The following is a 20,489-nucleotide window of genomic DNA, read 5'->3' on the forward strand; positions in this document are numbered from 1 at the left end:
CGGGCAAAGGCGCACTTGCGCCGTGCCCACCGTCGCCTCGACACGCGCAATCAAGGTGGTGGGCACGCTTGCGCTTTGCTCACCCTACGGCACTACGGCACTGGCACGCCTTCAACGAACAGCAGTCGCCGCTCCAGCGCACCGGCGCGGATCTTCAATGCCTCGGCATATTCCGGCGAGGCGTACCATTCCTTTAGCCTCGCCATCGAAGGGAATTCGACGATGACGATGGCCTTCGGCGGAAGGTTGCCTTCCGCCAGCTCGGCCCTGCCGCCACGGACAAGATAGCGCCCGCCAAACTCCGCGATCGTCTTCGCGGCGAGCGCGCGATAGGCTTCAAATCCCTCGAGATCGCGCATCTCGACTTCGGAAATCACATAAGCGGTCATAGGCTGCTCTTACGCGATCGTATTGACGATGCCACCTTCCGCCCGCAGCGCCGCGCCGTTGGTCGCAGACGCCTCCTTCGAGGCGACGTAAACAACCATGTTCGCGATCTCCTCGACACTCGCAAAGCGCTGGATCAGCGAGCTCGGGCGATGCTGCTTGACGAAGTTGGCCGCGGCTTCGTCCACGGACTGCCCGTTTTGCTTCGCGAGATCCTTCACGAAGGTCTCGACGCCCTCCGACATGGTCGGGCCCGGCAGCACGGAATTGACCGTAACGCCCGTGCCGCGGGTGAGCTGCGCGAGGCCCCGCGCGACCGAAAGCTGGGCCGTCTTGCTCATGCCGTAGTGGATCATCTCGACGGGAATGTTGAGCCCGGACTCCGAGGAGATGAAGACGATGCGGCCCCAGTTGCGCTTGAGCATGCCCTTCATGTAGGCCCGCGACAACCGCACGCCGCTCATCACGTTGACCTCGAAGAAGCGGCTCCAGTCCTCGTCGGGAATGTCGAAGAAGTCCTTCGGCTCGAAGATGCCGGCGTTGTTGATGAGGATGTCGACCTCGGGCAGAGCGGCCACCAGCGCCTTGCAGCCCGCAGCCGTGGAAACATCGGCAGCGATGCCGCGGACCTTGGCGCCGGTTCCTTCCAGCCTACGCACCGCGGCATCGACCTTGTCCTGGCCACGCCCGTTGATCACGACGCTGGCGCCGGATGCAGCAAGCCCCTTGGCGATGGCGTGGCCGATGCCGGCAGTCGAGCCGGTGACGAGTGCGGTCTTTCCGGAAAGGTCGATGATCATGTACTATCTCCATCAGGTCGATGGTGGGGATATCGGACGGAGCGGATCGGGACGCAATCGGCACTCACCAATCAGTGACACGATCAGCGGCCGATCCGACAGCCGCGCGGGTCCTACGTGCCCATGTCTCGGCTGCAGATGGAATGATTATTGCTAAGCCACATCCGATGCGAACACGGAAGGACCATACGATGAAGAGAACCGCTCTAACTGTCGCGCTTGGGTTGCTCGGCCTGATAGGCAGCAATTCGCCCGCGCCGGCCCAGGCGGTCTATCCGGAAAAATCGCTGCAAATGATCGTCCCTTTCCCGCCCGGCGGCGCCTCCGACGTGGTCGCGCGCATCATCGGCGGCGACCTGGAGACGCGGCTCGGCAAGCCCGTGATCATCATGAACCGTCCCGGGGGCGGCACCACGATCGCAGCCAAGGAAGTCGCGCGCTCGGAGCCCGACGGATACACTCTGTTCTTCAGCTCAAACTCGAGCTTCACGCTGCCGGCGGCCGTCAAGGAAAGCGTGCCTTACGATGCGGCCAAGGACTTTGAGCCAATCGGCCGGACCGGAAAGATCACGCTGGCGCTGGTCACCTACAAGGACAACCCGATCAAGGACGTGGCTGAGCTCGTCGCCGAGGCGAAGGCCAATCCCGACAAGCTGTCGCTGGCCTCCTTCGGCGTCGCGACCGTGTCGCATTTCGCCGGCGAGCTGTTCAAGTCGGCCGCCGGGGTCAAGATGGTCCACCTGCCCTACAAAGGCAGCGCGCCGGCGATGAACGACCTGATCGGCAAGCACATCCAGTACCACGTCGACACCGTGATTGCCGTGAAGCCACAGATCGAGGCCGGCACGGTCAAGGTGCTCGCCGTGTTCTCGGGCAAGCGCACGCCCTTCCTGCCCGACGTGCCGACGCTCGCCGAGCTCGGCTATGGCAACATCGACTTCGCGTCCTGGGGCGCGCTGGTCGCGCCCAAGGGGTTGCCGCCGGCCGTTCGCAACAAGCTGTCGGCGACGCTGGAGGAGATCATCAACAGTCCCTCCGTCGCCGAGCGCTTCAGCAAGGTCGGCTTCGAGCCGGGCTTTGCGCGCTTCGACGATTGGGCCGGCGCGGTGACCAAGGAGACGGCGGAGATGAAGGACATCGCGCAGAAGGCGGGGATCAAGGAGGAGTAATCTTCCGCTCGCCAACGGAAGTGCTGGATACGGCGCAAGTGCGCCGTGCCCGCCCTACAGGTCCCCCTGCTACACCGTCATTTTTTCTCCGCGACGGCCTGAATTGCCTTCCAGTCGAACCTGTCGGCGAGCGCCAATGCCTCGTCCTCGCCGACGCCCTGATAGGTGAAGCTGAACACCGCCTCTTTGCCAAGCGCGACGATCAGCGTGCCGGACTTGTCCTGGACGTGGAAGGTCTTGAAAACCTGCATGCCCCGCGCGCTGCCGGTGATCATGTGACCATCCGCCGTCTGGACATTCATGCCACTCTGAATCGGCGCCAGCGCGCCCTCGGCAGCCGGGCCGAGAATGATGGTGGCGTGAGCCTGCGCCTCACCGCGTTCGTAGTCGCGCGTCGCAGTGGTCACGCTGGTCTCTGCCATTTGCATCGACATGCCCTCCGGCTTCTTGCCTTCCCAACCATTCAGATCGACCAGGAACGGCAGAAAGCGCTGAAATGCCTGCTGGGCCTGCGCGAGGCCGACCGGCCAGATCATTGAAAACGCCAAAAAGACAATGGAAATCATGTATCGCGGCTTAAACATCGCTTTCCCCCGGAGGTTGAACGCGAACAGTAGAGTTGCATTCGTGGCGTGAGAAAGGCCGCACGGCAGCGAGGCCGGACGGTACACGCGCGACGTTGCAGACAAAAAAAGCGGCGCCCGAGGGCGCCGCTTTCAATTCAGATCTGCTGAGTGGCTTACGCCGCCTCGGCTTCCTTCTCCTGCACGGGGCCGGAGTCCTGGCCCTTGGCATCGACGTCGCGATCGACGAACTCGATCACGGCCATCGCGGCGTTGTCGCCGTAGCGGAAGCCGGCCTTGATGATGCGGGTGTAGCCGCCCTGGCGGTCCTTGTAGCGGGTCGCCAGCGTGTCGAAGAGCTTCTTGACCATGTCGACGTCGCGCAGCTCGGCGATGGCCTGACGGCGCAGCGACAGGCCGCCCTTCTTGCCGAGAGTGACGAGCTTCTCGACGATCGGACGGAGCTCCTTGGCCTTGGGCAGCGTGGTGACGATCTGCTCGTGCTTGATCAGCGCGGCCGCCATGTTGGCGAACATCGCCTTGCGGTGCTCGGCCGTGCGGTTGAGCTTCCGATGAACCTTGCCGTGACGCATGTGTGTAGTCCTTACTTTAAACTGCCGCGACGGTTCGTCGGACATGTTGCTCAGGTGGGCTGCCTGCGTTCGCCCTGGTCAGTCATTCCGGACGACGCGAAGCGGCGATCCGGAATCTCGCGGTTCCGGGCTCGACTCTGTGAGCCGCCCCGGAACGACGAAATGCTTAGTAATGATCCTCGAAGCGCTTGGCGAGCTCGTCGATGTTCTCCGGCGGCCAGCCCGGCACTTCCATGCCGAGGTGCAGACCCATCTGGGCCAGCACTTCCTTGATCTCGTTCAGCGACTTGCGGCCGAAGTTCGGAGTGCGGAGCATTTCCGCTTCGCTCTTCTGCACGAGGTCGCCGATGTAGACGATGTTGTCGTTCTTCAGGCAGTTGGCCGAACGCACCGACAGTTCGAGCTCGTCCACCTTCTTGAGGAAGGCCGGGTTGAAGGCGAGGTCCGGGATGATCTCCTGGGCGACTTCCTTGCGCGGCTCTTCGAAGTTGACGAACACGTTGAGCTGGTCCTGCAGGATGCGGGCGGCATAGGCCACCGAGTCATCCGGCGAGATCGCGCCGTTGGTCTCGATCGTCATGGTCAGCTTGTCGTAGTCGAGGATCTGGCCCTCGCGGGTGTTCTCGACCTTGTAGGAGACCTTGCGGACCGGCGAGTACAGACTGTCGACCGGAATCAGGCCGATCGGCGCGTCCTCGGGACGGTTGCGCTCGGCGGGGACGTAGCCCTTGCCGGTGGAGACCGTGAACTCCATGCGGATCTCGGCGCCCTCGTCGAGGGTACAGATCTGCAGGTCCGGGTTGAGCACGGTGACGTCGCCGACGGTCTGGATGTCGCCGGCGGTGACGACGCCAGGGCCCTGCTTCTTCACGACCATGCGCTTGGGGCCTTCGCCCTGCATCTTGATCGAGATGTCCTTGATGTTCAGCACGATGTCGGTGACGTCCTCACGGACGCCAGCGATCGAGGAGAACTCGTGCAGCACGCCGTCGATGTGCACCGACTGCACCGCCGCGCCCTGGAGCGAGGAGAGCAGGATGCGGCGCAGCGCGTTGCCGAGGGTCTGGCCGAAGCCGCGCTCGAGCGGCTCGGCGACGATGGTCGCGAAACGGCTGGGGTCACTGCCGGGCGTGACCTGGAGCTTGTTCGGCCGAATCAGTTCTTGCCAATTTTTCTGGATCGTCACTGTTTCACCCATACAGGCCAGTCGAACTGCCGTTGCAGACACTGGCGTTGGAGAAAGGCCGCAGATCACACCCGCGGCTTCTTAGTAAAGTCATCGCGGGCGCCGATGCGCCCGCGATGTCGTATCAAACGCGCCGACGCTTGCGGGGACGGCAACCGTTGTGCGGGATCGTGGTCACGTCGCGGATCGAGGTGACGGTGAACCCCGCGGCCTGGAGCGCGCGGAGCGCCGATTCGCGGCCCGAACCGGGACCGGCGACTTCGACTTCCAGCGTGCGCATGCCGTGCTCCTGCGCCTTCTTCGACACGTCCTCGGCGGCAACCTGCGCGGCGTACGGGGTCGACTTGCGCGAGCCCTTGAAGCCCATCGTGCCGGCGGAAGACCAGGCAATCGTGTTGCCCTGCGCGTCGGTGATGGTGATGGTCGTGTTGTTGAACGACGAGTTCACGTGCGCAACGCCGGAGGCGATGTTCTTGCGCTCACGACGGCGAACGCGGGTGGCTTCCTTGCCCATTGAGTCCCTTTCCTGAAGATCTCAAACGCCGCCGTAATGCCAGCGGCTACACCTGTGGAACGAAAAGCGCGTGGCGAACGGGTCATCCCCTTTCGCCACACGCCGCGACTGGATGCGAAAACTTACTTCTTCTTGCCGGCGATGGCCTTGGCCGGACCCTTGCGCGTACGCGCATTGGTGTGGGTACGCTGGCCGCGCACCGGCAGACCGCGACGATGGCGCAGGCCGCGATAGCAGCCGAGGTCCATCAGACGCTTGATGTTGATGCCGACCTCACGACGCAGGTCGCCCTCGACGAGATAGTCGCGGTCGATCACTTCGCGGATCTGGAGAACTTCGGCGTCGCTGAGCTGATTGACGCGACGATCCTCGGGGATCTTCACCTTCTCGATGATGTCACCGGCGATCTTCGGGCCGATGCCATGGATGTACTGAAGCGCGATCAGCACGCGCTTGTTGGTGGGAATGTTCACGCCGGCAATACGGGCCACGGCCTTCTCTCCTGTTGCCGATCCCTCGTCAGGAATCGGGCTTTAAGTGCTTGCGTTCTCGGGCAGGTGTTCACAAACGCGAACACGACGCCCACCCCCGGTCTTCCTGGGGCCCGGCATCGTCTGAAACTATCCGACTTGGATGCGGGGCTTATTAGGGGATTCCGGGGGCTTTCGTCAACCGCTGCTAGCGCTTGGCTCGCTTTTTCGTGACCTTTTTTGCGGCCTTTTTGGCACCCTTTTTGACCGCCTTCTTGGCGGTCGTCTTAGCTGCTTTCTTGACCGTTTTCTTGGCCATTTTCTTGGCTGCCTTCTTGGCACCCTTCACGGTCTTCTTGGCGGCCTTTTTGGAGGATTTGGCAGCCTTTTTGGCCGTTTTCGCCGGCTTTTTGGCCGCTTTCTTCGCCGCGTTGGCCTTCTTGGCCGGGCCTGACTTGGCCGCGCTGCGGGCGTGGGTCTTGGGTTCCACCGCCCCGAGGGCCAGGAGCTGGCGGTGGATGGCGCGGGTGACCTCGTCGATGGCCATCATGCCGTCGATGGTGGAGAGCTTCCGCCGCTCGGAATAGTAGTGAATCAGGGGTTCCGTCTGGCTGCGGTAGCTAGCCAGGCGCTTGGTCAGGACCTCCGGGGTGTCGTCGAGTCGGACCTCTTCGCCGCGCTCCCGCATCTGGGCGACACGGGTCTCGACGCGGCTCAGAAGCGCGCTCTCGTTGACGCGGAGCTCGATCACCGCATCGAGCTTGAGATGCTTGTGCCTGAGCAGCTCATCCAGCGCCTCGGCCTGTGGCACGGTGCGCGGGAAGCCGTCGAGGATGAAACCATTCTTGGCGTCCGGCTGGTCGATCCGGTCGGAGATGATTCCGACCACGACCTCGTCGGGCACGAGGCCGCCGGCCGCCATGACTTCCTTGGCCTTCAGGCCGACCGGCGTTCCCGCCGCGACGGCCGCGCGCAGCATCTCACCGGTCGAGAGCTGGACGATGCCATAGCGCTGCACCAGCAGCTGCGCCTGGGTCCCCTTGCCCGACCCCGGCGGTCCCAGAAGTATAATTCTCATCGGCGTACGCCCCCCGGATTGGTGAGCGATACGTCGCGCACCTGTGTTTTGATATCAAGAGCAGTGCCAACCACAACCAGCGCCGCACCGCCATTGACGACCATACTATAAGGCAGCCCGATCCCGTAAAGCTCGAAGACCTCCGGAATCAACTGCAACACCGTCAGGTAGACGGCTCCGACGACCGTCGTCAATGACACGACGCGATCGAGATGGTCGGCGGTCGCCTCGCCCGGCGCGACGCCGGGAATCGCGCCGTCCTGCGCGGCCAGGGATTTGGCCGCTTGCTCGGGATCGACGACATAGGCCGTGTAGATGAAGACGAGCACGAACACGGCGATCGAACCGAGAATGAGATGTGCCGGCTGCCCGAACTGCAGTTGCCGATAGGCCGCTACGACCAGGGGGTGATTGCCGCCCAGGATGAAGCCTGCAAAAGCGAGCGGCAGAAAGAAGATCCACGGCGCCACCGTGACCGGAATCAGAAACCCGGCGCTGTTGAGCTTGATCGGCAGCACGGCATCGCGCACCGGCAGTTGCCGCGCGCCGACGCTGAGCGCGCCGAATTGGACCCGCACATTTCGCCGCGCGCCTTCGACAAGCACGATCCCGGCAACGATCACGACCCAGCACACGGCATGGCCGAGCACGAGATTTCCCGAGACCACACCGCTCTGAACGAGATCCACGATGCCAGCGATGTCTCGCGGAAGAGCAACGACAAAGCCGACGCTCAGGATCAGCGCCAGCCCGTTACCGACGCCGTAGCGGGTGATCTGTTCGCTCAACCACACCAGCACGACGACGCCGCCGACCATCGAAGCCGTCGCCGTCACCACGAACCAGCCGTCGGGATTCCTGACGAGGCCCGGAATGGCCGTCAGCGCGGAAGCGATGCCGTAGGCCTGGAAGGCCGCAAGTCCCAAGGTCAGTCCGAACGTGGCCCGTGCGATCTTGCGCCGGCCGGCCTCGCCCGACCGCTCGATCGCATTCAGGCCGCGCCACACCACGGACAGCAGCCGGATGAAGATCGCCGCGCTCAGATAGGGAACGAGCCCGAGCGCAAAGAGCGAGAGACGGGCGATGATGTCCAACGCCGGCGAGACGCCAGACGTGTTCACTCCCGCGATCGGAATCTGGGTGCCGAGCCTGAAAAGGAGCAGCGCGCCAATCGTGAAAGCGATTCGGCGCGCGAGCTCCCTGCTCATCTACGGCGACGCCGCGGCTAGCGGCGCCGGCCGCGCAGCTTGGACTTGCGGATCAGGCCTTCGTACTGATGGGCCAGCAGATAGCCCTGCACCTGCGCCACCGTGTCCATGGTGACGCTGACGACGATCAGCAGCGAGGTGCCGCCGAAGTAGAACGGCACCGAGGCGTAGGAGATCAGGATCTCCGGGATCAAGCAGACGATGGCAAGATAGATCGCACCGAGCACGGTGATGCGCGACAGCACGTAGTCGATATATTCGGCCGTACGCTCACCGGGACGGATGCCCGGAATGAAGCCGCCGTGCTTCTTCAGATTGTCCGCGGTCTCGGTCGGGTTGAACACGATCGCGGTGTAGAAGAACGCGAAGAACACGATCAGCGCGAGATAGAGGATCAGGAACAGCGGACGGCCGTGGCCGAGCTGGGTGGTGATCCACTGGAACCATTCCGGACCGCTGCCCGCGTTGAAGTTCGCAACCGTGGTCGGCAGCAGCAGCAGCGAGGATGCGAAGATCGGCGGGATCACGCCCGAGGTGTTGAGCTTGAGCGGCAGATGCGAGGACTGGCCCTCGAACATCTTGTTGCCGACCTGGCGCTTCGGATACTGGATCAAGAGCCGGCGCTGGGCGCGCTCCATGAACACGATGAAGGCGATCACGGCGACAGCCATGATGATCACGACCAGGATCAGGCCGGTCGACATCGCGCCCTGACGGCCGAGCTCGAGCATGTTGGCAAGCGCCGCGGGCAGCTCGGCGACGATGCCGGAGAGGATGATCAGCGAGATGCCGTTTCCGATGCCGCGCGAGGTGATCTGCTCGCCCAGCCACATCAGGAACATGGTGCCGCCGGTCAGCGTGATCGCCGTGGACAGGCGGAAGAACATGCCGGGCTCGCTGACGACGTTGCCGGCGCCTTCCAGACCCACCGCGATACCGTAGGACTGGAACGCGGCCAGAATCACGGTCAGGTACCGGGTGTACTGGTTCAGCGTCTTGCGGCCGGCCTCACCCTCCTTCTTCAGCGCCTCGAGCTGCGGCGAGACGGTGGTCAGGAGCTGGATGATGATCGAGGCCGAGATGTACGGCATGATGTTCAGCGCGAAGATCGCCATGCGGTGGATGCCGCCGCCGGCGAACATGTTGAACATGCCGAGGATGCCGCCCGCCTGGGAGCGAAACACCTGCTCCCAGATGTTGGGATCGATGCCCGGCAGCGGGATGTAGGTCCCGAGCCGATAAACGAGCAGCGCACCCAGGGTGAACCAGATGCGCTTCTTCAGTTCGTCGGCCTTGGCAAACGCGCCGAAATTGAGATTGGCTGCCAGTTGTTCCGCTGCAGAGACCATCTTGGACTTTCTCCCGCCGCCTGTTGCGCCGTCATGCCCGCGGCCGGGCTACTAAAGCGCGATGAAACCAGGATGTCTCATTATCGCGCTTTAGGTTGTCGTTTGAGCATGATCTGGTCGGAAAACCGCTTCACACTTTTCCGGATCATGCTTTCGCGGACGCCGGACATTATCTGGGGCTCGGCTTCGATAAGTCCACGTCCCGCATGCGTAAAGGCTCGCGTGCCGCGGGCCAATGACGCAGTTGTTACGCCGCCTCGCCTTCTTCCTTGGCGGGGGCGAGGATCTTCACCGAGCCGCCGGCCTTCTCGACCGCCGCGATCGCGGTCTTGGTGGCGCCATGCACTTCGATGTTGAGCTTCGACTTGAGCTCGCCGCGGCCGAGCAGCCGCAGGCCGGCCTTGGCGCGGCGCAGCACGCCGCCCTTCACCAGGGCCTCGACGTTCACGACGCTGCCGGCGTCGATCTTCTTGGCATCGACCGCTTCCTGGAGCCGGTCGAGATTGATCTCGGCGAACTCGACGCGGAAGATGTTGTTGAAGCCGCGCTTGGGCAGACGGCGATGCATCGGCATCTGGCCGCCTTCGAAACCCTTGATGCGCACGCCCGAACGCGCGGTCTGGCCCTTGCCGCCGCGGCCGGACTGCTTGCCCTTGCCCGAACCGATGCCGCGGCCGACGCGCATGCGCTTCTTGCGCGAGCCGGCGTTGTCGGCGATATCGCTGAGCTTCATCGCCCTTCTCCTTATGTCTTGCGCACGATCTTCACCGAAAACCGGTATCCACTTTTCGGGATCGTGCGCCGCCTCTTACTTCTCGTCGACGATGCGGACGAGATGGTGAACCTTCTCGATCATGCCGCGGACCGCCGGGGTGTCCTGCAGTTCGCTGGTGCGACCGATCTTGTTGAGCTTGAGACCGATCAGCGTCGAGCGCTGCGAGTGATGGCGGCGGATCGCGCTGCCGATCTGCTCGAGCTTGATCGTCTTGCTGGACTTAGCGGCGTCCTTGGCCATGGGAGTCTACTCCAAAGCTTCCGTTAGTCGGCAGCCGCCTCGGCATCGCCACCGATACGGCGCGACTGCAGAGTGGACACCTTGATGTTGCGGCGGGCCGCGACCGAACGCGGCGAATCCTGATGCTTCAGCGCGTCGAAGGTCGCGCGAACCATGTTGTACGGGTTCGACGAGCCGATCGACTTCGCCACCACGTCCTGGACGCCGAGCGTCTCGAACACGGCGCGCATCGGGCCGCCGGCGATGATGCCGGTACCGGCGGGAGCTGCACGCAGATATACACGGCCCGCACCATGACGGCCGGCGATGTCGTGATGGAGCGTACGGCCCTCGCGCAGCGAGACGCGGGTCAGGTTGCGCTTGGCGGACTCGGTCGCCTTGCGGATCGCCTCAGGCACTTCGCGCGCCTTGCCGTGACCGAAGCCGGCGCGGCCCTTCTGGTCGCCGATCACGACCAGCGCAGCGAAACCGAAGCGCTTGCCGCCCTTGACGACCTTGGCCACGCGGTTGATGTGGACCAGCTTGTCGACGAACTCGCTGTCGCGCTCCTCGCGCTCCTTGCGTTCACGTCCGCCGCCGCGTTGATCGCGTCCACCACGTTGTTCGCGTTCTGCCATTTTTCCAATCCTTCAGAGGCTTGCGCCTCAATCCTCAAATTCTGTTAGAAGCTCAGCCCGCTCTCGCGCGCGGCGTCGGCCAGAGCCTTGACGCGCCCGTGATAGAGGTAGCCACCACGATCGAACACGACTTCCTTGACGCCCTTCTCGACCGCGCGCTCGGCCAGCAGCTTGCCGACCGCCTTCGCCGCATCGATGTCAGCGCCGGTCTTGCCGCCGTCGCGCATCGACTTCTCGAGCGATGAGGCAGAGGCCAGCGTCTCACCCTTCAGGTCGTCGATGACCTGGGCGTAGATGTGCTTGGACGAGCGGAACACCGACAGACGCGGACGGCCGCCACCGGAGCGGCGCAGCTTCAGCCGCACACTCCGCTTGCGCCGGGCATTCGTAACCTTGGCTTTGGACATGACCGGCTCCGTTACTTCTTCTTGCCTTCCTTGCGGAAGATGAATTCGCCCACATACTTCACGCCCTTGCCCTTATAGGGCTCCGGCGGACGGTAGGCGCGGATCTCCGCGGCGACCTGGCCGACGCGCTGGACGTCGCTGCCCGCCACCGTGATCTCGGTCGGCTTCGGCACGGTGACCGTGATCCCTTCCGGGATCGGATAGATCACGTCGTGGCTGTAGCCGAGCGCGAGCTGGAGGTTCTTGCCCTGCATCGCGGCGCGGTAACCGACGCCGGTGATCTCGAGCTTCTTCTCGAAGCCCTTGGTGACGCCTTCGACCAGATTCGCGACCTGGGCGCGAGCGGTACCGTACAGCGCGCGGGCGCGGTTGGTCTCAGCGCGCGGCTTGACCTTGATCTGGCCGCTCTCGAGCTTCACCTCGACGTCGTCATGGACGACGAACTGAAGCTGGCCCTTCGGCCCCTTCATCTTGACGGTCTGCCCATCGACGGTCGCGGTCACACCCGACGGAACCGCCACAGGCCTTTTGCCAACTCGTGACATGGATGAAAAATCCTTCTCAGAACACCGTGAAGAGGACTTCACCGCCCACATTCGCGTCGCGCGCGCTGTGGTCGGCCATGATCCCCTTCGGCGTCGACAACACCGAAATGCCGAGCCCGTTGTTGACCCGCGGCAGGTTCTTCACCGAGGCGTAGACACGACGCCCGGGCTTGGAAACGCGTTCGATCTCGCGGATGACGGGCTCGCCGTCGAAATACTTCAGCTCGATCTCGATCTCGCTGCGGCCCGAGGGATGCTCGAGCGTGGCGTAACCGCGGATGTAGCCCTCGGACTTCAGCACCTCGAGCACGTTCTCGCGCATCTTCGAACCAGGCGTGGACACCTTGGTCTTGGAGCGCATCTGCGCGTTGCGGATGCGGGTGATCAGATCGCTGATTGGATCGTGCGTAGACATCTAAACGACCCTCCTTACCAGCTGGACTTCACGAGGCCCGGGACCATGCCCTTGGAGCCAAGGTCGCGCAGCGCGATACGGGACAGCTTGTTCTTGCGATAGTTCGAGCGCGGGCGGCCCGACAGCTCGCAACGCAGGCGGATGCGGGTCGCCGACGAGTTGCGCGGCATTTCGGCCAGCTTCAACGTCGCAGCGAAACGCTCTTCCATCGGCAGCTTCTTGTCGGCGATGATCGCCTTCAACCGCTCGCGCTTGGCGGCGGCGTTCTTCACCATCCGCTTGCGCCGGTTGTTCTTCTCGACTGAACTCTTCTTTGCCATGCTTGGCTCCTGGGTATCCGCGTTTGAGAGGCTTTAGGTCAGCGTCTCACTGCCGGAACGGGAAATTGAAAGCGGTCAACAAGGCCCTCGCCTCTTCGTCGGTCTTGGCCGTGGTGCAGACGGTGATGTCCATACCGCGGGCTTCCGTGACCTTGTCGAAGTCGATCTCGGGGAAAATGATGTGCTCCTTGATGCCGAGCGAGTAGTTGCCGCGGCCGTCAAAGCTCTTCGGGTTCAGGCCGCGGAAGTCGCGGACGCGCGGCAGCGCGACCGTCACCAGGCGATCGATGAACTCGTACATGCGGGCCTTGCGCAGCGTGACCTTGCAGCCGATCGGCTGGTTCTCACGCAGCTTGAAGGTCGCGATCGCGATGCGCGAATAGGTCACGATCGCCTTCTGGCCGGCGATCTGGGTCAGCTCGGCCGCGGCGGTCTCGGCCTTCTTGCGGTCGTTGACCGAATCGCCAACGCCCATGTTCAGCACGACCTTGTCCAGGCGAGGAACCTGCATCACGTTCTCATAACCGAACTTCTCGGTCATGGCCGTGCGGATCTTCGCATCGTATTCCGCGCGCAGGCGCGGCGTGTAAGCGGCCTCAGCCATCGATCTCAGCTCCCGAGCTCTTGGCGATGCGGACCTTCTTGCCGTCCGCCAGAATCTTGAATCCGACGCGGGTCGGCTTTCCGTCCTTGCCGACATACGCGATGTTGGACAGTTGGATCGGCGCCTCTTTCGAGATGATGCCGCCCTCCTGGGCCTGCGTCTGCTTCTGGTGACGCTTGACCATGTTGATGCCGCGCACGAGTGCCGTGCCGGCGTCGGGGCGAACCTCGAACACCTCGCCGGTGCGGCCCTTGTCGCGGCCGGTCAGCACGACGACCTTGTCGCCCTTGCGGATCTTCGCAGCCATCACAGCACCTCCGGCGCGAGCGAAATGATCTTCATGTGGTTCTTGGCGCGCAGCTCGCGCGGCACGGGCCCGAAGATACGAGTGCCGACCGGCTCGGACTGGTTGTTGATCAGAACGGCGGCGTTGCGGTCGAAACGGATGACCGAACCGTCGGCGCGGCGGATGTCCTTGCGGACGCGCACCACGACGGCCTTCATCACGTCGCCCTTCTTCACCTTGCCACGCGGAATCGCTTCCTTGATCGAGACGACGATGATGTCGCCGATCGTGGCGTAGCGGCGCTTGGAGCCCCCGAGCACCTTGATACACATGACACGGCGTGCGCCAGAATTGTCGGCCACGTCGAGGTTGGTCTGCATCTGAATCATTGATGCACCTCGTCCTCTTTCTCTTTGCGCCAGCCCAGCCGGCGCTCAACATTTCCCTGAAGTCAGTCGGCTAAAGCCAACAGATCAGGCGCTTTTCTTGTGTTCGCCCCGGATCACGACCCAGCGCTTCAACTTCGAAATCGGCTTCGATTCCTCGATCCACACCACGTCGCCCGGCTTGAACTGGTTGCTCTCGTCGTGCGCGTGATAGTTCTTCGAACGGCGGATCGTCTTCTTGTAGATCGGGTGCGTGAAGCGGCGATCGACGCGCACCACGATGGTCTTGGCTTGCTTGTCGCTGACGACCACGCCCTGCAAAGTACGTTTCGGCATCTTCGTAAGCCTCTTACTTCTTCTTCGCGCGCGTCTGCGCGGCGACGGTCTTGATCCGGGCGATGTCACGGCGGGCCTCGCGCAGGCGCGAGGTGTTCTCGAGCTGCCCGGTGGCACGCTGGAAGCGCAGGTTGAAGCGCTCCTTCTTCAGGTTCAGGATGGCGTCATCCTGCTGGTCGGGGCTCATCGCGCGGATGTCTTCGATCTTCATCTGGGCCATGGCCATTACTCCGCAATGCGCTCGACGAAGCGCGTCTTGATCGGCAGCTTGGCGGCCGCCAGGGTCAACGCCTCACGCGCGGTCTGGGTGTTGACGCCGTCGATCTCGAACAGCACCCGGCCCGGCTTGACGCGCGCCACCCACAGTTCCGGCGAACCCTTGCCGGAGCCCATGCGGACTTCGGCCGGCTTCTTCGACACCGGAACGTCGGGGAACACGCGGATCCAGACGCGGCCGGCGCGCTTCATGTGACGGGTCAGCGCGCGGCGGGCGGCCTCGATCTGGCGCGCGGTGACGCGCTCAGGCTCGGTCGCCTTCAGGCCGTACTGGCCGAACGCCAACGTCGCGCCCGAAGACGCAACGCCGTGGATGCGGCCCTTATGCGCCTTCCGGAACTTCGTTTTCTTTGGTTGCATCATGGCTTTAAGCCCTCAAATTCCCGTGCTGGATCAGGCTGCAGCCGTGTCGCGGCGCTGACGACCACCACGATCGCTGCTGCCACCCGTCTCGCCTTCGGCCATTCTCTTGTCCTGGGCCATCGGATCGTGCTCGAGGATCTCGCCCTTGAAGATCCAGACCTTGACGCCGCAGGTGCCGAAGGTCGTGAACGCGGTCGCAACGCCGTAGTCGATGTCGGCGCGCAGCGTGTGCAGCGGCACGCGACCTTCGCGGTACCACTCCATGCGCGCGATTTCCGCACCGCCCAGACGACCCGAGCAGTTGATGCGGATGCCTTCCGCGCCGAGACGCATCGCCGACTGCACGGCGCGCTTCATGGCGCGGCGGAACGCCACGCGGCGCTCCAGCTGCTGCGCGATCGACTCGGCCACCAGCGTCGCATCGAGCTCCGGCTTGCGGATCTCGACGATGTTGATGACGACGTCGGACGAGGTGATGTCCGCAACCCGCTTGCGCAGCTTGTCGATGTCGGCGCCCTTCTTGCCGATCACCACGCCCGGACGGGCCGAGTGGATGGTGACGCGGCACTTCTTGTGCGGACGCTCGATCACGATGCGGGCGACGGCCGCCTGCTTGAGCTCCTTGTGCAGGATCTCGCGGATCTTGACGTCCTCGTGCAGCAGCTTGCCGTATTCCTGCTTGCCGGCGAACCAGCGGGAATCCCAGGTCCGGTTGATGCCGAGACGCAGACCGATCGGATTGATCTTTTGACCCATCGTGTTCTCCTGCGCCCTTAAGCCGCTGCTTCGGCTTCGACCTGACGAACGATGATCGTCAGCTGCGAAAATGGTTTGTAGACACGGCCCGAACGGCCACGGCCGCGCGCGGCGAAACGCTTCATGACGAGGCCATTGCCGACGAACGCCTGCGCCACGACGAGATCGTCGACGTCGAGGTCGTGGTTGTTCTCGGCGTTGGCGATCGCCGATTCCAGGCACTTCTTCACGTCGACCGCGATCCGCTTGCGCGAGAACTGCAGGTCGGCGAGCGCGGCAGACGCCTTCCGGCCGCGAATGAGCTGGGCGACCAGGTTGAGCTTCTGCGGGCTCACCCGCAGCATCCGGGCGACCGCCTTGGCCTCGTTCTCGGCGAGGCTCCGTTCGCGCTTAGGTTTGCTCATCGTTTAATCCTCAAGCCTTCTTGGCTTTCTTGTCGCCGGAGTGGCCATGGAAGGTCCGGGTCGGCGAGAACTCGCCGAACTTGTGACCGACCATTTCCTCGTTGACCGCCACCGGCACGTGCTTCTGACCGTTGTAGACGCCGAAGGTCAGACCGACGAACTGCGGCAGGATCGTCGAGCGACGGCTCCAGATCTTGATGACGTCGTGACGGCCGGACGCGCGCGCGGCATCTGCCTTCTTGAGCAGAGAACCCTCGACGAACGGGCCTTTCCAGACTGAACGAACCATGTCCGGCGTTCCTTACTTCTTCCGCTTGTGGCGGCTTAGGAGAATGAATTTGTTGGTCGACTTGTTGGTACGGGTCTTCTTGCCCTTGGTCGGCTTGCCCCACGGGGTGACCGGGTGGCGACCGCCCGAGGTACGACCTTCACCACCGCCGTGCGGATGGTCGATCGGGTTCATGGCGACACCGCGGTTGTGCGGGCGACGGCCCATCCAACGCTTGCGACCGGCCTTGCCGATCGAGGTGTTCATGTGATCCGGGTTCGACACCGCGCCGATCGTGCCGCGGCAACGGCCGTGCACTAGGCGCTGCTCGCCCGAGTTCAGGCGGATGATGACGTAGTCCTGGTCGCGGCCGACGAGCTGGGCGTAGGTGCCGGCGGAACGGGCGAGCTGACCGCCCTTCCCGATCTTGACCTCGATGTTGTGGATGATCGTGCCGACAGGCATGTTGCCGAGCGGCATGACGTTGCCCGGCTTCACGTCGACGTAGTTGCCGGCGATGATGGTGTCACCCACGGCCAGGCGCTGCGGCGCCAGGATGTAGGCCTGCTCACCGTCCTGATACTTGATCAGCGCGATGAAGCCGGTGCGGTTCGGATCGTATTCCAGCCGCTCGACGGTCGCGGGCACGTCGACTTTCTCGCGCTTGAAGTCGACGGTACGCAGCGTCTGCTTGTGACCACCGCCGCGGAAGCGCACGGTGATGCGGCCGGTGTTGTTGCGGCCGCCCGAGGACTTCTTGCCCTCGGTGAGCGCCTTCAGCGGCTTGCCCTTGTAGAGGGCCGAACGATCGACCATCACCAGCTGGCGCTGGCCCGGCGTCGTGGGATTGAATGTCTTCAGTGCCATCGTCGTACGACCTTACAGACCGGTGGTGACGTCGATCCGGTGGCCCTCTTCGAGGGTCACGATCGCGCGCTTGGTGTTCGACTGCGAACCGAGATTGCCGCGGAAGGCCTTGACCTTGCCCTTGCGGACCAGCGTGTTGACGCTCTTGACCTTGACGTCGAACAGCTTCTCGATCGCTTCCTTGATCTGCGGCTTGGTCGCCTTGGCGGCCACCTTGAACAGCACCTTGTTGTGCTCCGAGGCGATCGTCGCCTTTTCGGTCACGACCGGCGACAGGATCACGTCGTAGTGGCGAGGCTCGATGTTCTTCGTCATTTGAAGCGCGCCTCCAGCGCATCGATGGCGGCCTTGGTCAGAACGAGCTTCTGACGGCGCAGGATGTCATAGACGTTGATGCCCTGGATCGGCAGCACGTCCATGTTCGGGATGTTGCGGGCCGCAGCGGCGAAGCCGTTGTTGAGCTCGGCACCGTCGATGATCAGCGCGTTAGTGAGGCCGAGGCCCGAGAAGTGCCCGAGCAGCGCCTTGGTCTTGGCGGCCTCCAGCGCGGCCTTCTCGATCACGACGAGATCGCCGTCCTTGGCCTTGGCCGAGAGCGCATGCTTGAGGGCGAGCGCGCGGACCTTCTTCGGCAGGTCGGTGGCGTGCGAACGCACCACCGGACCAAAGGCACGGCCACCGCCACGGAACTGCGGCACGCGAGCCGAGCCGTGACGCGCACCGCCGGTGCCCTTTTGCTTGTACATCTTCTTGCCGGTGCGCCAGATCTCGGCGCGGCCCTTGGCCTTGTGTGTGCCGGCCTGGCGCTTGTTGAGCTGCCACTGCACGCAGCGCGCGATGATGTCTTCGCGCGGCTCGAGGCCGAAAATGGCGTCGGAGAGCTGGACCGAGCCGGCTTCCTTACCTTCGAGGGTGGTGACCTTCAGTTCCATCTCACGCCTCCTGCGCAGCCGGAGCGGCTTCCGCGTCGCCAGCAACCTTGAACTTGCCGGGCTTCGGAGCTTCCTTCGGCAGCGGCTTCTTGACGGCGTCGCGCACACGGATCCAGCCGCCCTTGGAGCCGGGAACGGCGCCTTCGACGAGGATCAGGCCGCGCTCGACATCGGTCTGGACGACGCGAAGGTTGAGCGTGGTGATGCGATCGACACCCATATGGCCGGGCATCTTCTTGTTCTTCCAGGTCTTGCCGGGGTCCTGACGACCACCGGTCGAACCGATCGAGCGGTGCGAGATCGACACACCGTGCGTGGCGCGCAGACCGCCGAAGTTCCAGCGCTTCATACCGCCCGCGAAGCCCTTACCGACCGAGGTGCCGGTGACGTCGACGAACTGGCCGACGACGAAGTGATCGGCCTGGATCTCGGCACCGACCGGGATCATGGCGTCCGCGGTGACGCGGAACTCCTCGACCCGGCGCTTCGGCTCGACCTTGGCAACCGCGAACTGGCCGCGCTCGGCCTTGGGCATGTAAACGGTCTTGCGGCTGCCAGAACCGAGCTGGAGCGCGACGTAACCGTTCTTCTCTTCGGTGCGGTGGCCTACGACCTGGCAATTGCCGAGCTTCAGCACGGTCACGGGGATATGTTCGCCGGCCTCCGTGAAGACCCGCGTCATCCCGACCTTTTGTGCGATCACTCCGGAGCGCATCGGCTTGCTTCCTGTTCTCTTTGTCCGCTTTCGCGAACGGGATCCAAAATCTTAGAGCTTGATCTCGACGTCGACACCGGCAGCCAGATCGAGCTTCATCAAAGCATCGACGGTCTGCGGGGTCGGATCGACGATGTCGAGCAGGCGCTTGTGGGTGCGCATCTCGAACTGTTCGCGGCTCTTCTTGTCGACGTGGGGCGAACGGTTGACGGTGAACTTCTCGATGCGGGTGGGCAGCGGAATGGGTCCGCGGACCTGCGCGCCGGTGCGCTTCGCCGTGTTCACGATCTCACGGGTCGACGTATCGAGGATACGATGGTCGAACGCCTTGAGACGGATACGAATGTTTTGGCCGTTCATTGCCGTGGTCTCTCTTCAGTGGGTGGCGAATAGCGAATAGCGAATGTCACCATTCGCTACTCGCCGTCCCTTTTCTCGTAATTACTCGATGATCGAGGCGACGACGCCGGCGCCGACGGTGCGGCCGCCTTCGCGGATCGCGAAGCGGAGCTTTTCTTCCATCGCGATCGGCACGATCAAATGCACTTCCATCGCGATGTTGTCGCCCGGCATCACCATCTCGGTGCCTTCCGGCAGGTGCACGACACCGGTCACGTCGGTGGTGCGGAAGTAGAACTGCGGACGGTAGTTGGTGAAGAACGGGGTGTGGCGACCGCCCTCTTCCTTGGTGAGGATGTAGGCCTCAGCCTTGAACTTGGTGTGCGGCTTGACCGAACCCGGCTTGGCCAGAACCTGGCCGCGCTCGACGTCCTCGCGCTTGGTGCCGCGGAGCAGCGCGCCGATGTTGTCGCCGGCCTGGCCCTGATCGAGCAGCTTGCGGAACATTTCGACGCCGGTCACGGTGGTCTTCTGGGTGGCGCGGAGACCGACGATCTCGATTTCCTCGCCGACCTTGACGACGCCGCGCTCGACACGGCCGGTGACGACGGTGCCGCGGCCCGAGATCGAGAACACGTCTTCAACCGGCATCAGGAACGGCTGGTCGATCGGACGCTCCGGCTGCGGGATGTAGCTGTCGACGTTCTTCATCAGCTCGATGATGGCGTCGTGGCCGAGCTTCTTGTCCGAATCTTCGAGAGCGGCCAGAGCCGAACCCTTGATGATCGGGATCTTGTCGCCGGGGAATTCGTACTTCGAGAGCAGCTCGCGGACTTCGAGCTCGACGAGCTCGAGGAGCTCCGGATCGTCGACCATGTCGCACTTGTTGAGGAACACGACGAGCGCGGGCACGCCGACCTGGCGGGCGAGCAGGATGTGCTCGCGGGTCTGCGGCATCGGGCCGTCAGCGGCCGACACGACCAAGATCGCGCCGTCCATCTGGGCAGCGCCGGTGATCATGTTCTTCACGTAGTCGGCGTGGCCGGGGCAGTCGACGTGGGCGTAGTGGCGGTTCGGCGTCTCGTACTCGACGTGCGCGGTCGAGATGGTGATGCCGCGGGCCTTCTCTTCCGGCGCCTTGTCGATCTGGTCGTACGCGGTGAACGTCGCACCGCCGGCTTCGGCGAGAACCTTGGTGATCGCCGCGGTCAGCGACGTCTTACCATGGTCGACGTGACCGATGGTGCCGATGTTGCAGTGCGGCTTGGTACGTTCAAACTTTGCTTTGGCCATTTGACTCTCCGTTCAATCGTCAGCTTTC

The 20,489-nt window shown here is 63.7% G+C and carries 33 protein-coding genes; 1 reads left to right on the forward strand and 32 read right to left on the reverse strand.

Annotated elements, in window-relative coordinates; all coding sequences use genetic code 11:
- Positions 1–92: 92 nt before the first annotated feature.
- Positions 93–389 (reverse strand): DUF1330 domain-containing protein, encoded by a 297-nt coding sequence (locus A5906_RS21020; protein WP_080137228.1) that lies wholly within the window; start codon positions 387–389, stop codon positions 93–95.
- A gap of 9 nt (positions 390–398) precedes the next feature.
- The gene (locus A5906_RS21025; protein ID WP_080137229.1) at positions 399–1,187 is read right to left on the reverse strand and encodes an SDR family NAD(P)-dependent oxidoreductase; all 789 of its coding nucleotides are present in this window, start codon (positions 1,185–1,187) and stop codon (positions 399–401) included.
- A gap of 191 nt (positions 1,188–1,378) precedes the next feature.
- On the opposite strand from A5906_RS21025, the gene A5906_RS21030 reads away from it, so the two are divergent.
- Complete coding sequence (locus tag A5906_RS21030) at positions 1,379–2,356, forward strand: Bug family tripartite tricarboxylate transporter substrate binding protein (protein ID WP_080137230.1); 978 nt, start codon at positions 1,379–1,381, stop codon at positions 2,354–2,356.
- A 77-nt stretch (positions 2,357–2,433) separates the two neighbouring features.
- Here A5906_RS21030 and A5906_RS21035 read toward each other — a convergent pair whose 3' ends face one another.
- The 30 genes from A5906_RS21035 to tuf all read right to left on the reverse strand — a co-directional run bounded on the left by A5906_RS21035 (position 2,434) and on the right by tuf (position 20,461).
- A complete protein-coding gene (locus A5906_RS21035) occupies positions 2,434–2,892 on the reverse strand; it encodes a hypothetical protein (RefSeq protein ID WP_080137231.1) in 459 nt (152 codons plus the stop codon).
- A gap of 203 nt (positions 2,893–3,095) precedes the next feature.
- On the reverse strand, positions 3,096–3,512 hold the full coding sequence (gene rplQ / locus A5906_RS21040) for a 50S ribosomal protein L17 (protein WP_080137232.1): 417 nt from the start codon (positions 3,510–3,512) through the stop codon (positions 3,096–3,098).
- 166 nt (positions 3,513–3,678) lie between these two features.
- Positions 3,679–4,710: a DNA-directed RNA polymerase subunit alpha gene (locus A5906_RS21045; protein WP_060736365.1), complete on the reverse strand. Its 1,032-nt coding sequence runs from the start codon at positions 4,708–4,710 to the stop codon at positions 3,679–3,681.
- 112 nt (positions 4,711–4,822) lie between these two features.
- Complete coding sequence (rpsK, locus tag A5906_RS21050) at positions 4,823–5,212, reverse strand: 30S ribosomal protein S11 (protein WP_007603045.1); 390 nt, start codon at positions 5,210–5,212, stop codon at positions 4,823–4,825.
- 122 nt (positions 5,213–5,334) lie between these two features.
- The gene (gene rpsM / locus A5906_RS21055) at positions 5,335–5,703 is read right to left on the reverse strand and encodes a 30S ribosomal protein S13 (RefSeq protein WP_018647258.1); all 369 of its coding nucleotides are present in this window, start codon (positions 5,701–5,703) and stop codon (positions 5,335–5,337) included.
- 187 nt (positions 5,704–5,890) lie between these two features.
- On the reverse strand, positions 5,891–6,760 hold the full coding sequence (locus A5906_RS21060; RefSeq protein WP_080137233.1) for an adenylate kinase: 870 nt from the start codon (positions 6,758–6,760) through the stop codon (positions 5,891–5,893).
- On the reverse strand, positions 6,757–7,854 hold the full coding sequence (locus A5906_RS21065) for a preprotein translocase subunit SecY (protein ID WP_245326820.1): 1,098 nt from the start codon (positions 7,852–7,854) through the stop codon (positions 6,757–6,759). Before A5906_RS21065 ends, A5906_RS21060 begins: the two co-directional genes overlap by 4 nt.
- Before the next feature lie 131 nt (positions 7,855–7,985).
- A complete protein-coding gene (gene secY / locus A5906_RS21070; RefSeq protein ID WP_080137235.1) occupies positions 7,986–9,317 on the reverse strand; it encodes a preprotein translocase subunit SecY in 1,332 nt (443 codons plus the stop codon).
- A gap of 247 nt (positions 9,318–9,564) precedes the next feature.
- Positions 9,565–10,050 carry a 50S ribosomal protein L15 gene (gene rplO / locus A5906_RS21075; protein ID WP_018322273.1) on the reverse strand — a complete coding sequence of 162 codons (486 nt, stop codon included), beginning with the start codon at positions 10,048–10,050 and terminating at the stop codon, positions 9,565–9,567.
- 75 nt (positions 10,051–10,125) lie between these two features.
- Positions 10,126–10,332, reverse strand: a complete 207-nt coding sequence (gene rpmD, locus A5906_RS21080; RefSeq protein WP_008136329.1) for a 50S ribosomal protein L30 — start codon at positions 10,330–10,332, stop codon at positions 10,126–10,128.
- 23 nt (positions 10,333–10,355) lie between these two features.
- Positions 10,356–10,949 carry a 30S ribosomal protein S5 gene (rpsE, locus tag A5906_RS21085; RefSeq protein WP_008136332.1) on the reverse strand — a complete coding sequence of 198 codons (594 nt, stop codon included), beginning with the start codon at positions 10,947–10,949 and terminating at the stop codon, positions 10,356–10,358.
- Positions 10,950–10,993: 44 nt separating this feature from the next.
- The gene (gene rplR / locus A5906_RS21090; RefSeq protein ID WP_080137236.1) at positions 10,994–11,356 is read right to left on the reverse strand and encodes a 50S ribosomal protein L18; all 363 of its coding nucleotides are present in this window, start codon (positions 11,354–11,356) and stop codon (positions 10,994–10,996) included.
- A gap of 11 nt (positions 11,357–11,367) precedes the next feature.
- Complete coding sequence (rplF, locus tag A5906_RS21095) at positions 11,368–11,901, reverse strand: 50S ribosomal protein L6 (RefSeq protein WP_080137237.1); 534 nt, start codon at positions 11,899–11,901, stop codon at positions 11,368–11,370.
- Positions 11,902–11,917: 16 nt separating this feature from the next.
- Positions 11,918–12,316 (reverse strand): 30S ribosomal protein S8, encoded by a 399-nt coding sequence (gene rpsH / locus A5906_RS21100; RefSeq protein WP_018647252.1) that lies wholly within the window; start codon positions 12,314–12,316, stop codon positions 11,918–11,920.
- Between the two features lie 14 nt (positions 12,317–12,330).
- Positions 12,331–12,636, reverse strand: a complete 306-nt coding sequence (gene rpsN / locus A5906_RS21105) for a 30S ribosomal protein S14 (protein WP_018647251.1) — start codon at positions 12,634–12,636, stop codon at positions 12,331–12,333.
- 46 nt (positions 12,637–12,682) lie between these two features.
- Positions 12,683–13,240 carry a 50S ribosomal protein L5 gene (gene rplE / locus A5906_RS21110; protein WP_011088141.1) on the reverse strand — a complete coding sequence of 186 codons (558 nt, stop codon included), beginning with the start codon at positions 13,238–13,240 and terminating at the stop codon, positions 12,683–12,685.
- Entirely contained in the window at positions 13,233–13,547 is a 315-nt protein-coding gene (gene rplX, locus A5906_RS21115) for a 50S ribosomal protein L24 (RefSeq protein WP_011088142.1), read from the reverse strand. Before rplX ends, rplE begins: the two co-directional genes overlap by 8 nt.
- Positions 13,547–13,915, reverse strand: coding sequence for a 50S ribosomal protein L14 (rplN, locus tag A5906_RS21120; RefSeq protein ID WP_007603030.1), 369 nt, complete (start codon positions 13,913–13,915; stop codon positions 13,547–13,549). The genes rplX and rplN overlap by 1 nt, the downstream gene beginning before the upstream one ends.
- Positions 13,916–13,999: 84 nt before the next feature.
- The gene (rpsQ, locus tag A5906_RS21125; protein ID WP_008549247.1) at positions 14,000–14,248 is read right to left on the reverse strand and encodes a 30S ribosomal protein S17; all 249 of its coding nucleotides are present in this window, start codon (positions 14,246–14,248) and stop codon (positions 14,000–14,002) included.
- Positions 14,249–14,261: 13 nt separating this feature from the next.
- Complete coding sequence (gene rpmC, locus A5906_RS21130) at positions 14,262–14,468, reverse strand: 50S ribosomal protein L29 (protein ID WP_011088144.1); 207 nt, start codon at positions 14,466–14,468, stop codon at positions 14,262–14,264.
- 5 nt (positions 14,469–14,473) lie between these two features.
- Positions 14,474–14,887: a 50S ribosomal protein L16 gene (gene rplP / locus A5906_RS21135; protein ID WP_018647247.1), complete on the reverse strand. Its 414-nt coding sequence runs from the start codon at positions 14,885–14,887 to the stop codon at positions 14,474–14,476.
- Between the two features lie 30 nt (positions 14,888–14,917).
- Positions 14,918–15,643 carry a 30S ribosomal protein S3 gene (gene rpsC / locus A5906_RS21140; protein WP_080137238.1) on the reverse strand — a complete coding sequence of 242 codons (726 nt, stop codon included), beginning with the start codon at positions 15,641–15,643 and terminating at the stop codon, positions 14,918–14,920.
- 17 nt (positions 15,644–15,660) lie between these two features.
- On the reverse strand, positions 15,661–16,047 hold the full coding sequence (gene rplV / locus A5906_RS21145; protein ID WP_024342451.1) for a 50S ribosomal protein L22: 387 nt from the start codon (positions 16,045–16,047) through the stop codon (positions 15,661–15,663).
- 10 nt (positions 16,048–16,057) lie between these two features.
- Positions 16,058–16,336: a 30S ribosomal protein S19 gene (gene rpsS / locus A5906_RS21150; RefSeq protein ID WP_008136357.1), complete on the reverse strand. Its 279-nt coding sequence runs from the start codon at positions 16,334–16,336 to the stop codon at positions 16,058–16,060.
- Positions 16,337–16,348: 12 nt separating this feature from the next.
- A complete protein-coding gene (gene rplB, locus A5906_RS21155) occupies positions 16,349–17,182 on the reverse strand; it encodes a 50S ribosomal protein L2 (protein WP_060736369.1) in 834 nt (277 codons plus the stop codon).
- Positions 17,183–17,194: 12 nt separating this feature from the next.
- Positions 17,195–17,497 carry a 50S ribosomal protein L23 gene (locus A5906_RS21160; protein WP_018647244.1) on the reverse strand — a complete coding sequence of 101 codons (303 nt, stop codon included), beginning with the start codon at positions 17,495–17,497 and terminating at the stop codon, positions 17,195–17,197.
- Positions 17,494–18,114, reverse strand: coding sequence for a 50S ribosomal protein L4 (rplD, locus tag A5906_RS21165; RefSeq protein ID WP_018647243.1), 621 nt, complete (start codon positions 18,112–18,114; stop codon positions 17,494–17,496). The genes A5906_RS21160 and rplD overlap by 4 nt, the downstream gene beginning before the upstream one ends.
- Before the next feature lies 1 nt (position 18,115).
- A complete protein-coding gene (gene rplC / locus A5906_RS21170) occupies positions 18,116–18,829 on the reverse strand; it encodes a 50S ribosomal protein L3 (protein ID WP_025036993.1) in 714 nt (237 codons plus the stop codon).
- A gap of 51 nt (positions 18,830–18,880) precedes the next feature.
- Complete coding sequence (gene rpsJ / locus A5906_RS21175; protein WP_002712302.1) at positions 18,881–19,189, reverse strand: 30S ribosomal protein S10; 309 nt, start codon at positions 19,187–19,189, stop codon at positions 18,881–18,883.
- 81 nt (positions 19,190–19,270) lie between these two features.
- The gene (tuf, locus tag A5906_RS21180; protein ID WP_080137239.1) at positions 19,271–20,461 is read right to left on the reverse strand and encodes an elongation factor Tu; all 1,191 of its coding nucleotides are present in this window, start codon (positions 20,459–20,461) and stop codon (positions 19,271–19,273) included.
- Positions 20,462–20,489: the final 28 nt, after the last annotated feature.

This window comes from Bradyrhizobium sacchari (genome assembly GCF_002068095.1).
Taxonomy (GTDB): domain Bacteria; phylum Pseudomonadota; class Alphaproteobacteria; order Rhizobiales; family Xanthobacteraceae; genus Bradyrhizobium; species Bradyrhizobium sacchari.

Excerpts from the sequence above, each read along its gene's own strand:
- A5906_RS21020 (WP_080137228.1), bottom strand. The coding sequence starts at position 389 with ATGACCGCTTATGTGATTTCCGAAGTCGAGATGCGCGATCTCGAGGGA.
- A5906_RS21025 (WP_080137229.1), bottom strand. The coding sequence starts at position 1,187 with ATGATCATCGACCTTTCCGGAAAGACCGCACTCGTCACCGGCTCGACT.
- A5906_RS21030 (WP_080137230.1), top strand. The coding sequence starts at position 1,379 with ATGAAGAGAACCGCTCTAACTGTCGCGCTTGGGTTGCTCGGCCTGATA.
- A5906_RS21035 (WP_080137231.1), bottom strand. The coding sequence starts at position 2,892 with ATGATCTGGCCGGTCGGCCTCGCGCAGGCCCAGCAGGCATTTCAGCGC.
- rplQ (WP_080137232.1), bottom strand. The coding sequence starts at position 3,512 with ATGCGTCACGGCAAGGTTCATCGGAAGCTCAACCGCACGGCCGAGCAC.
- A5906_RS21045 (WP_060736365.1), bottom strand. The coding sequence starts at position 4,710 with ATGGGTGAAACAGTGACGATCCAGAAAAATTGGCAAGAACTGATTCGG.
- rpsK (WP_007603045.1), bottom strand. The coding sequence starts at position 5,212 with ATGGGCAAGGAAGCCACCCGCGTTCGCCGTCGTGAGCGCAAGAACATC.
- A5906_RS21060 (WP_080137233.1), bottom strand. The coding sequence starts at position 6,760 with ATGAGAATTATACTTCTGGGACCGCCGGGGTCGGGCAAGGGGACCCAG.
- secY (WP_080137235.1), bottom strand. The coding sequence starts at position 9,317 with ATGGTCTCTGCAGCGGAACAACTGGCAGCCAATCTCAATTTCGGCGCG.
- rplO (WP_018322273.1), bottom strand. The coding sequence starts at position 10,050 with ATGAAGCTCAGCGATATCGCCGACAACGCCGGCTCGCGCAAGAAGCGC.
- rpmD (WP_008136329.1), bottom strand. The coding sequence starts at position 10,332 with ATGGCCAAGGACGCCGCTAAGTCCAGCAAGACGATCAAGCTCGAGCAG.
- rpsE (WP_008136332.1), bottom strand. The coding sequence starts at position 10,949 with ATGGCAGAACGCGAACAACGTGGTGGACGCGATCAACGCGGCGGCGGA.
- rplR (WP_080137236.1), bottom strand. The coding sequence starts at position 11,356 with ATGTCCAAAGCCAAGGTTACGAATGCCCGGCGCAAGCGGAGTGTGCGG.
- rplF (WP_080137237.1), bottom strand. The coding sequence starts at position 11,901 with ATGTCACGAGTTGGCAAAAGGCCTGTGGCGGTTCCGTCGGGTGTGACC.
- rpsH (WP_018647252.1), bottom strand. The coding sequence starts at position 12,316 with ATGTCTACGCACGATCCAATCAGCGATCTGATCACCCGCATCCGCAAC.
- rpsN (WP_018647251.1), bottom strand. The coding sequence starts at position 12,636 with ATGGCAAAGAAGAGTTCAGTCGAGAAGAACAACCGGCGCAAGCGGATG.
- rplE (WP_011088141.1), bottom strand. The coding sequence starts at position 13,240 with ATGGCTGAGGCCGCTTACACGCCGCGCCTGCGCGCGGAATACGATGCG.
- rplX (WP_011088142.1), bottom strand. The coding sequence starts at position 13,547 with ATGGCTGCGAAGATCCGCAAGGGCGACAAGGTCGTCGTGCTGACCGGC.
- rplN (WP_007603030.1), bottom strand. The coding sequence starts at position 13,915 with ATGATTCAGATGCAGACCAACCTCGACGTGGCCGACAATTCTGGCGCA.
- rpsQ (WP_008549247.1), bottom strand. The coding sequence starts at position 14,248 with ATGCCGAAACGTACTTTGCAGGGCGTGGTCGTCAGCGACAAGCAAGCC.
- rpmC (WP_011088144.1), bottom strand. The coding sequence starts at position 14,468 with ATGGCCCAGATGAAGATCGAAGACATCCGCGCGATGAGCCCCGACCAG.
- rplP (WP_018647247.1), bottom strand. The coding sequence starts at position 14,887 with ATGATGCAACCAAAGAAAACGAAGTTCCGGAAGGCGCATAAGGGCCGC.
- rpsC (WP_080137238.1), bottom strand. The coding sequence starts at position 15,643 with ATGGGTCAAAAGATCAATCCGATCGGTCTGCGTCTCGGCATCAACCGG.
- rplV (WP_024342451.1), bottom strand. The coding sequence starts at position 16,047 with ATGAGCAAACCTAAGCGCGAACGGAGCCTCGCCGAGAACGAGGCCAAG.
- rpsS (WP_008136357.1), bottom strand. The coding sequence starts at position 16,336 with ATGGTTCGTTCAGTCTGGAAAGGCCCGTTCGTCGAGGGTTCTCTGCTC.
- rplB (WP_060736369.1), bottom strand. The coding sequence starts at position 17,182 with ATGGCACTGAAGACATTCAATCCCACGACGCCGGGCCAGCGCCAGCTG.
- A5906_RS21160 (WP_018647244.1), bottom strand. The coding sequence starts at position 17,497 with ATGACGAAGAACATCGAGCCTCGCCACTACGACGTGATCCTGTCGCCG.
- rplD (WP_018647243.1), bottom strand. The coding sequence starts at position 18,114 with ATGGAACTGAAGGTCACCACCCTCGAAGGTAAGGAAGCCGGCTCGGTC.
- rplC (WP_025036993.1), bottom strand. The coding sequence starts at position 18,829 with ATGCGCTCCGGAGTGATCGCACAAAAGGTCGGGATGACGCGGGTCTTC.
- rpsJ (WP_002712302.1), bottom strand. The coding sequence starts at position 19,189 with ATGAACGGCCAAAACATTCGTATCCGTCTCAAGGCGTTCGACCATCGT.
- tuf (WP_080137239.1), bottom strand. The coding sequence starts at position 20,461 with ATGGCCAAAGCAAAGTTTGAACGTACCAAGCCGCACTGCAACATCGGC.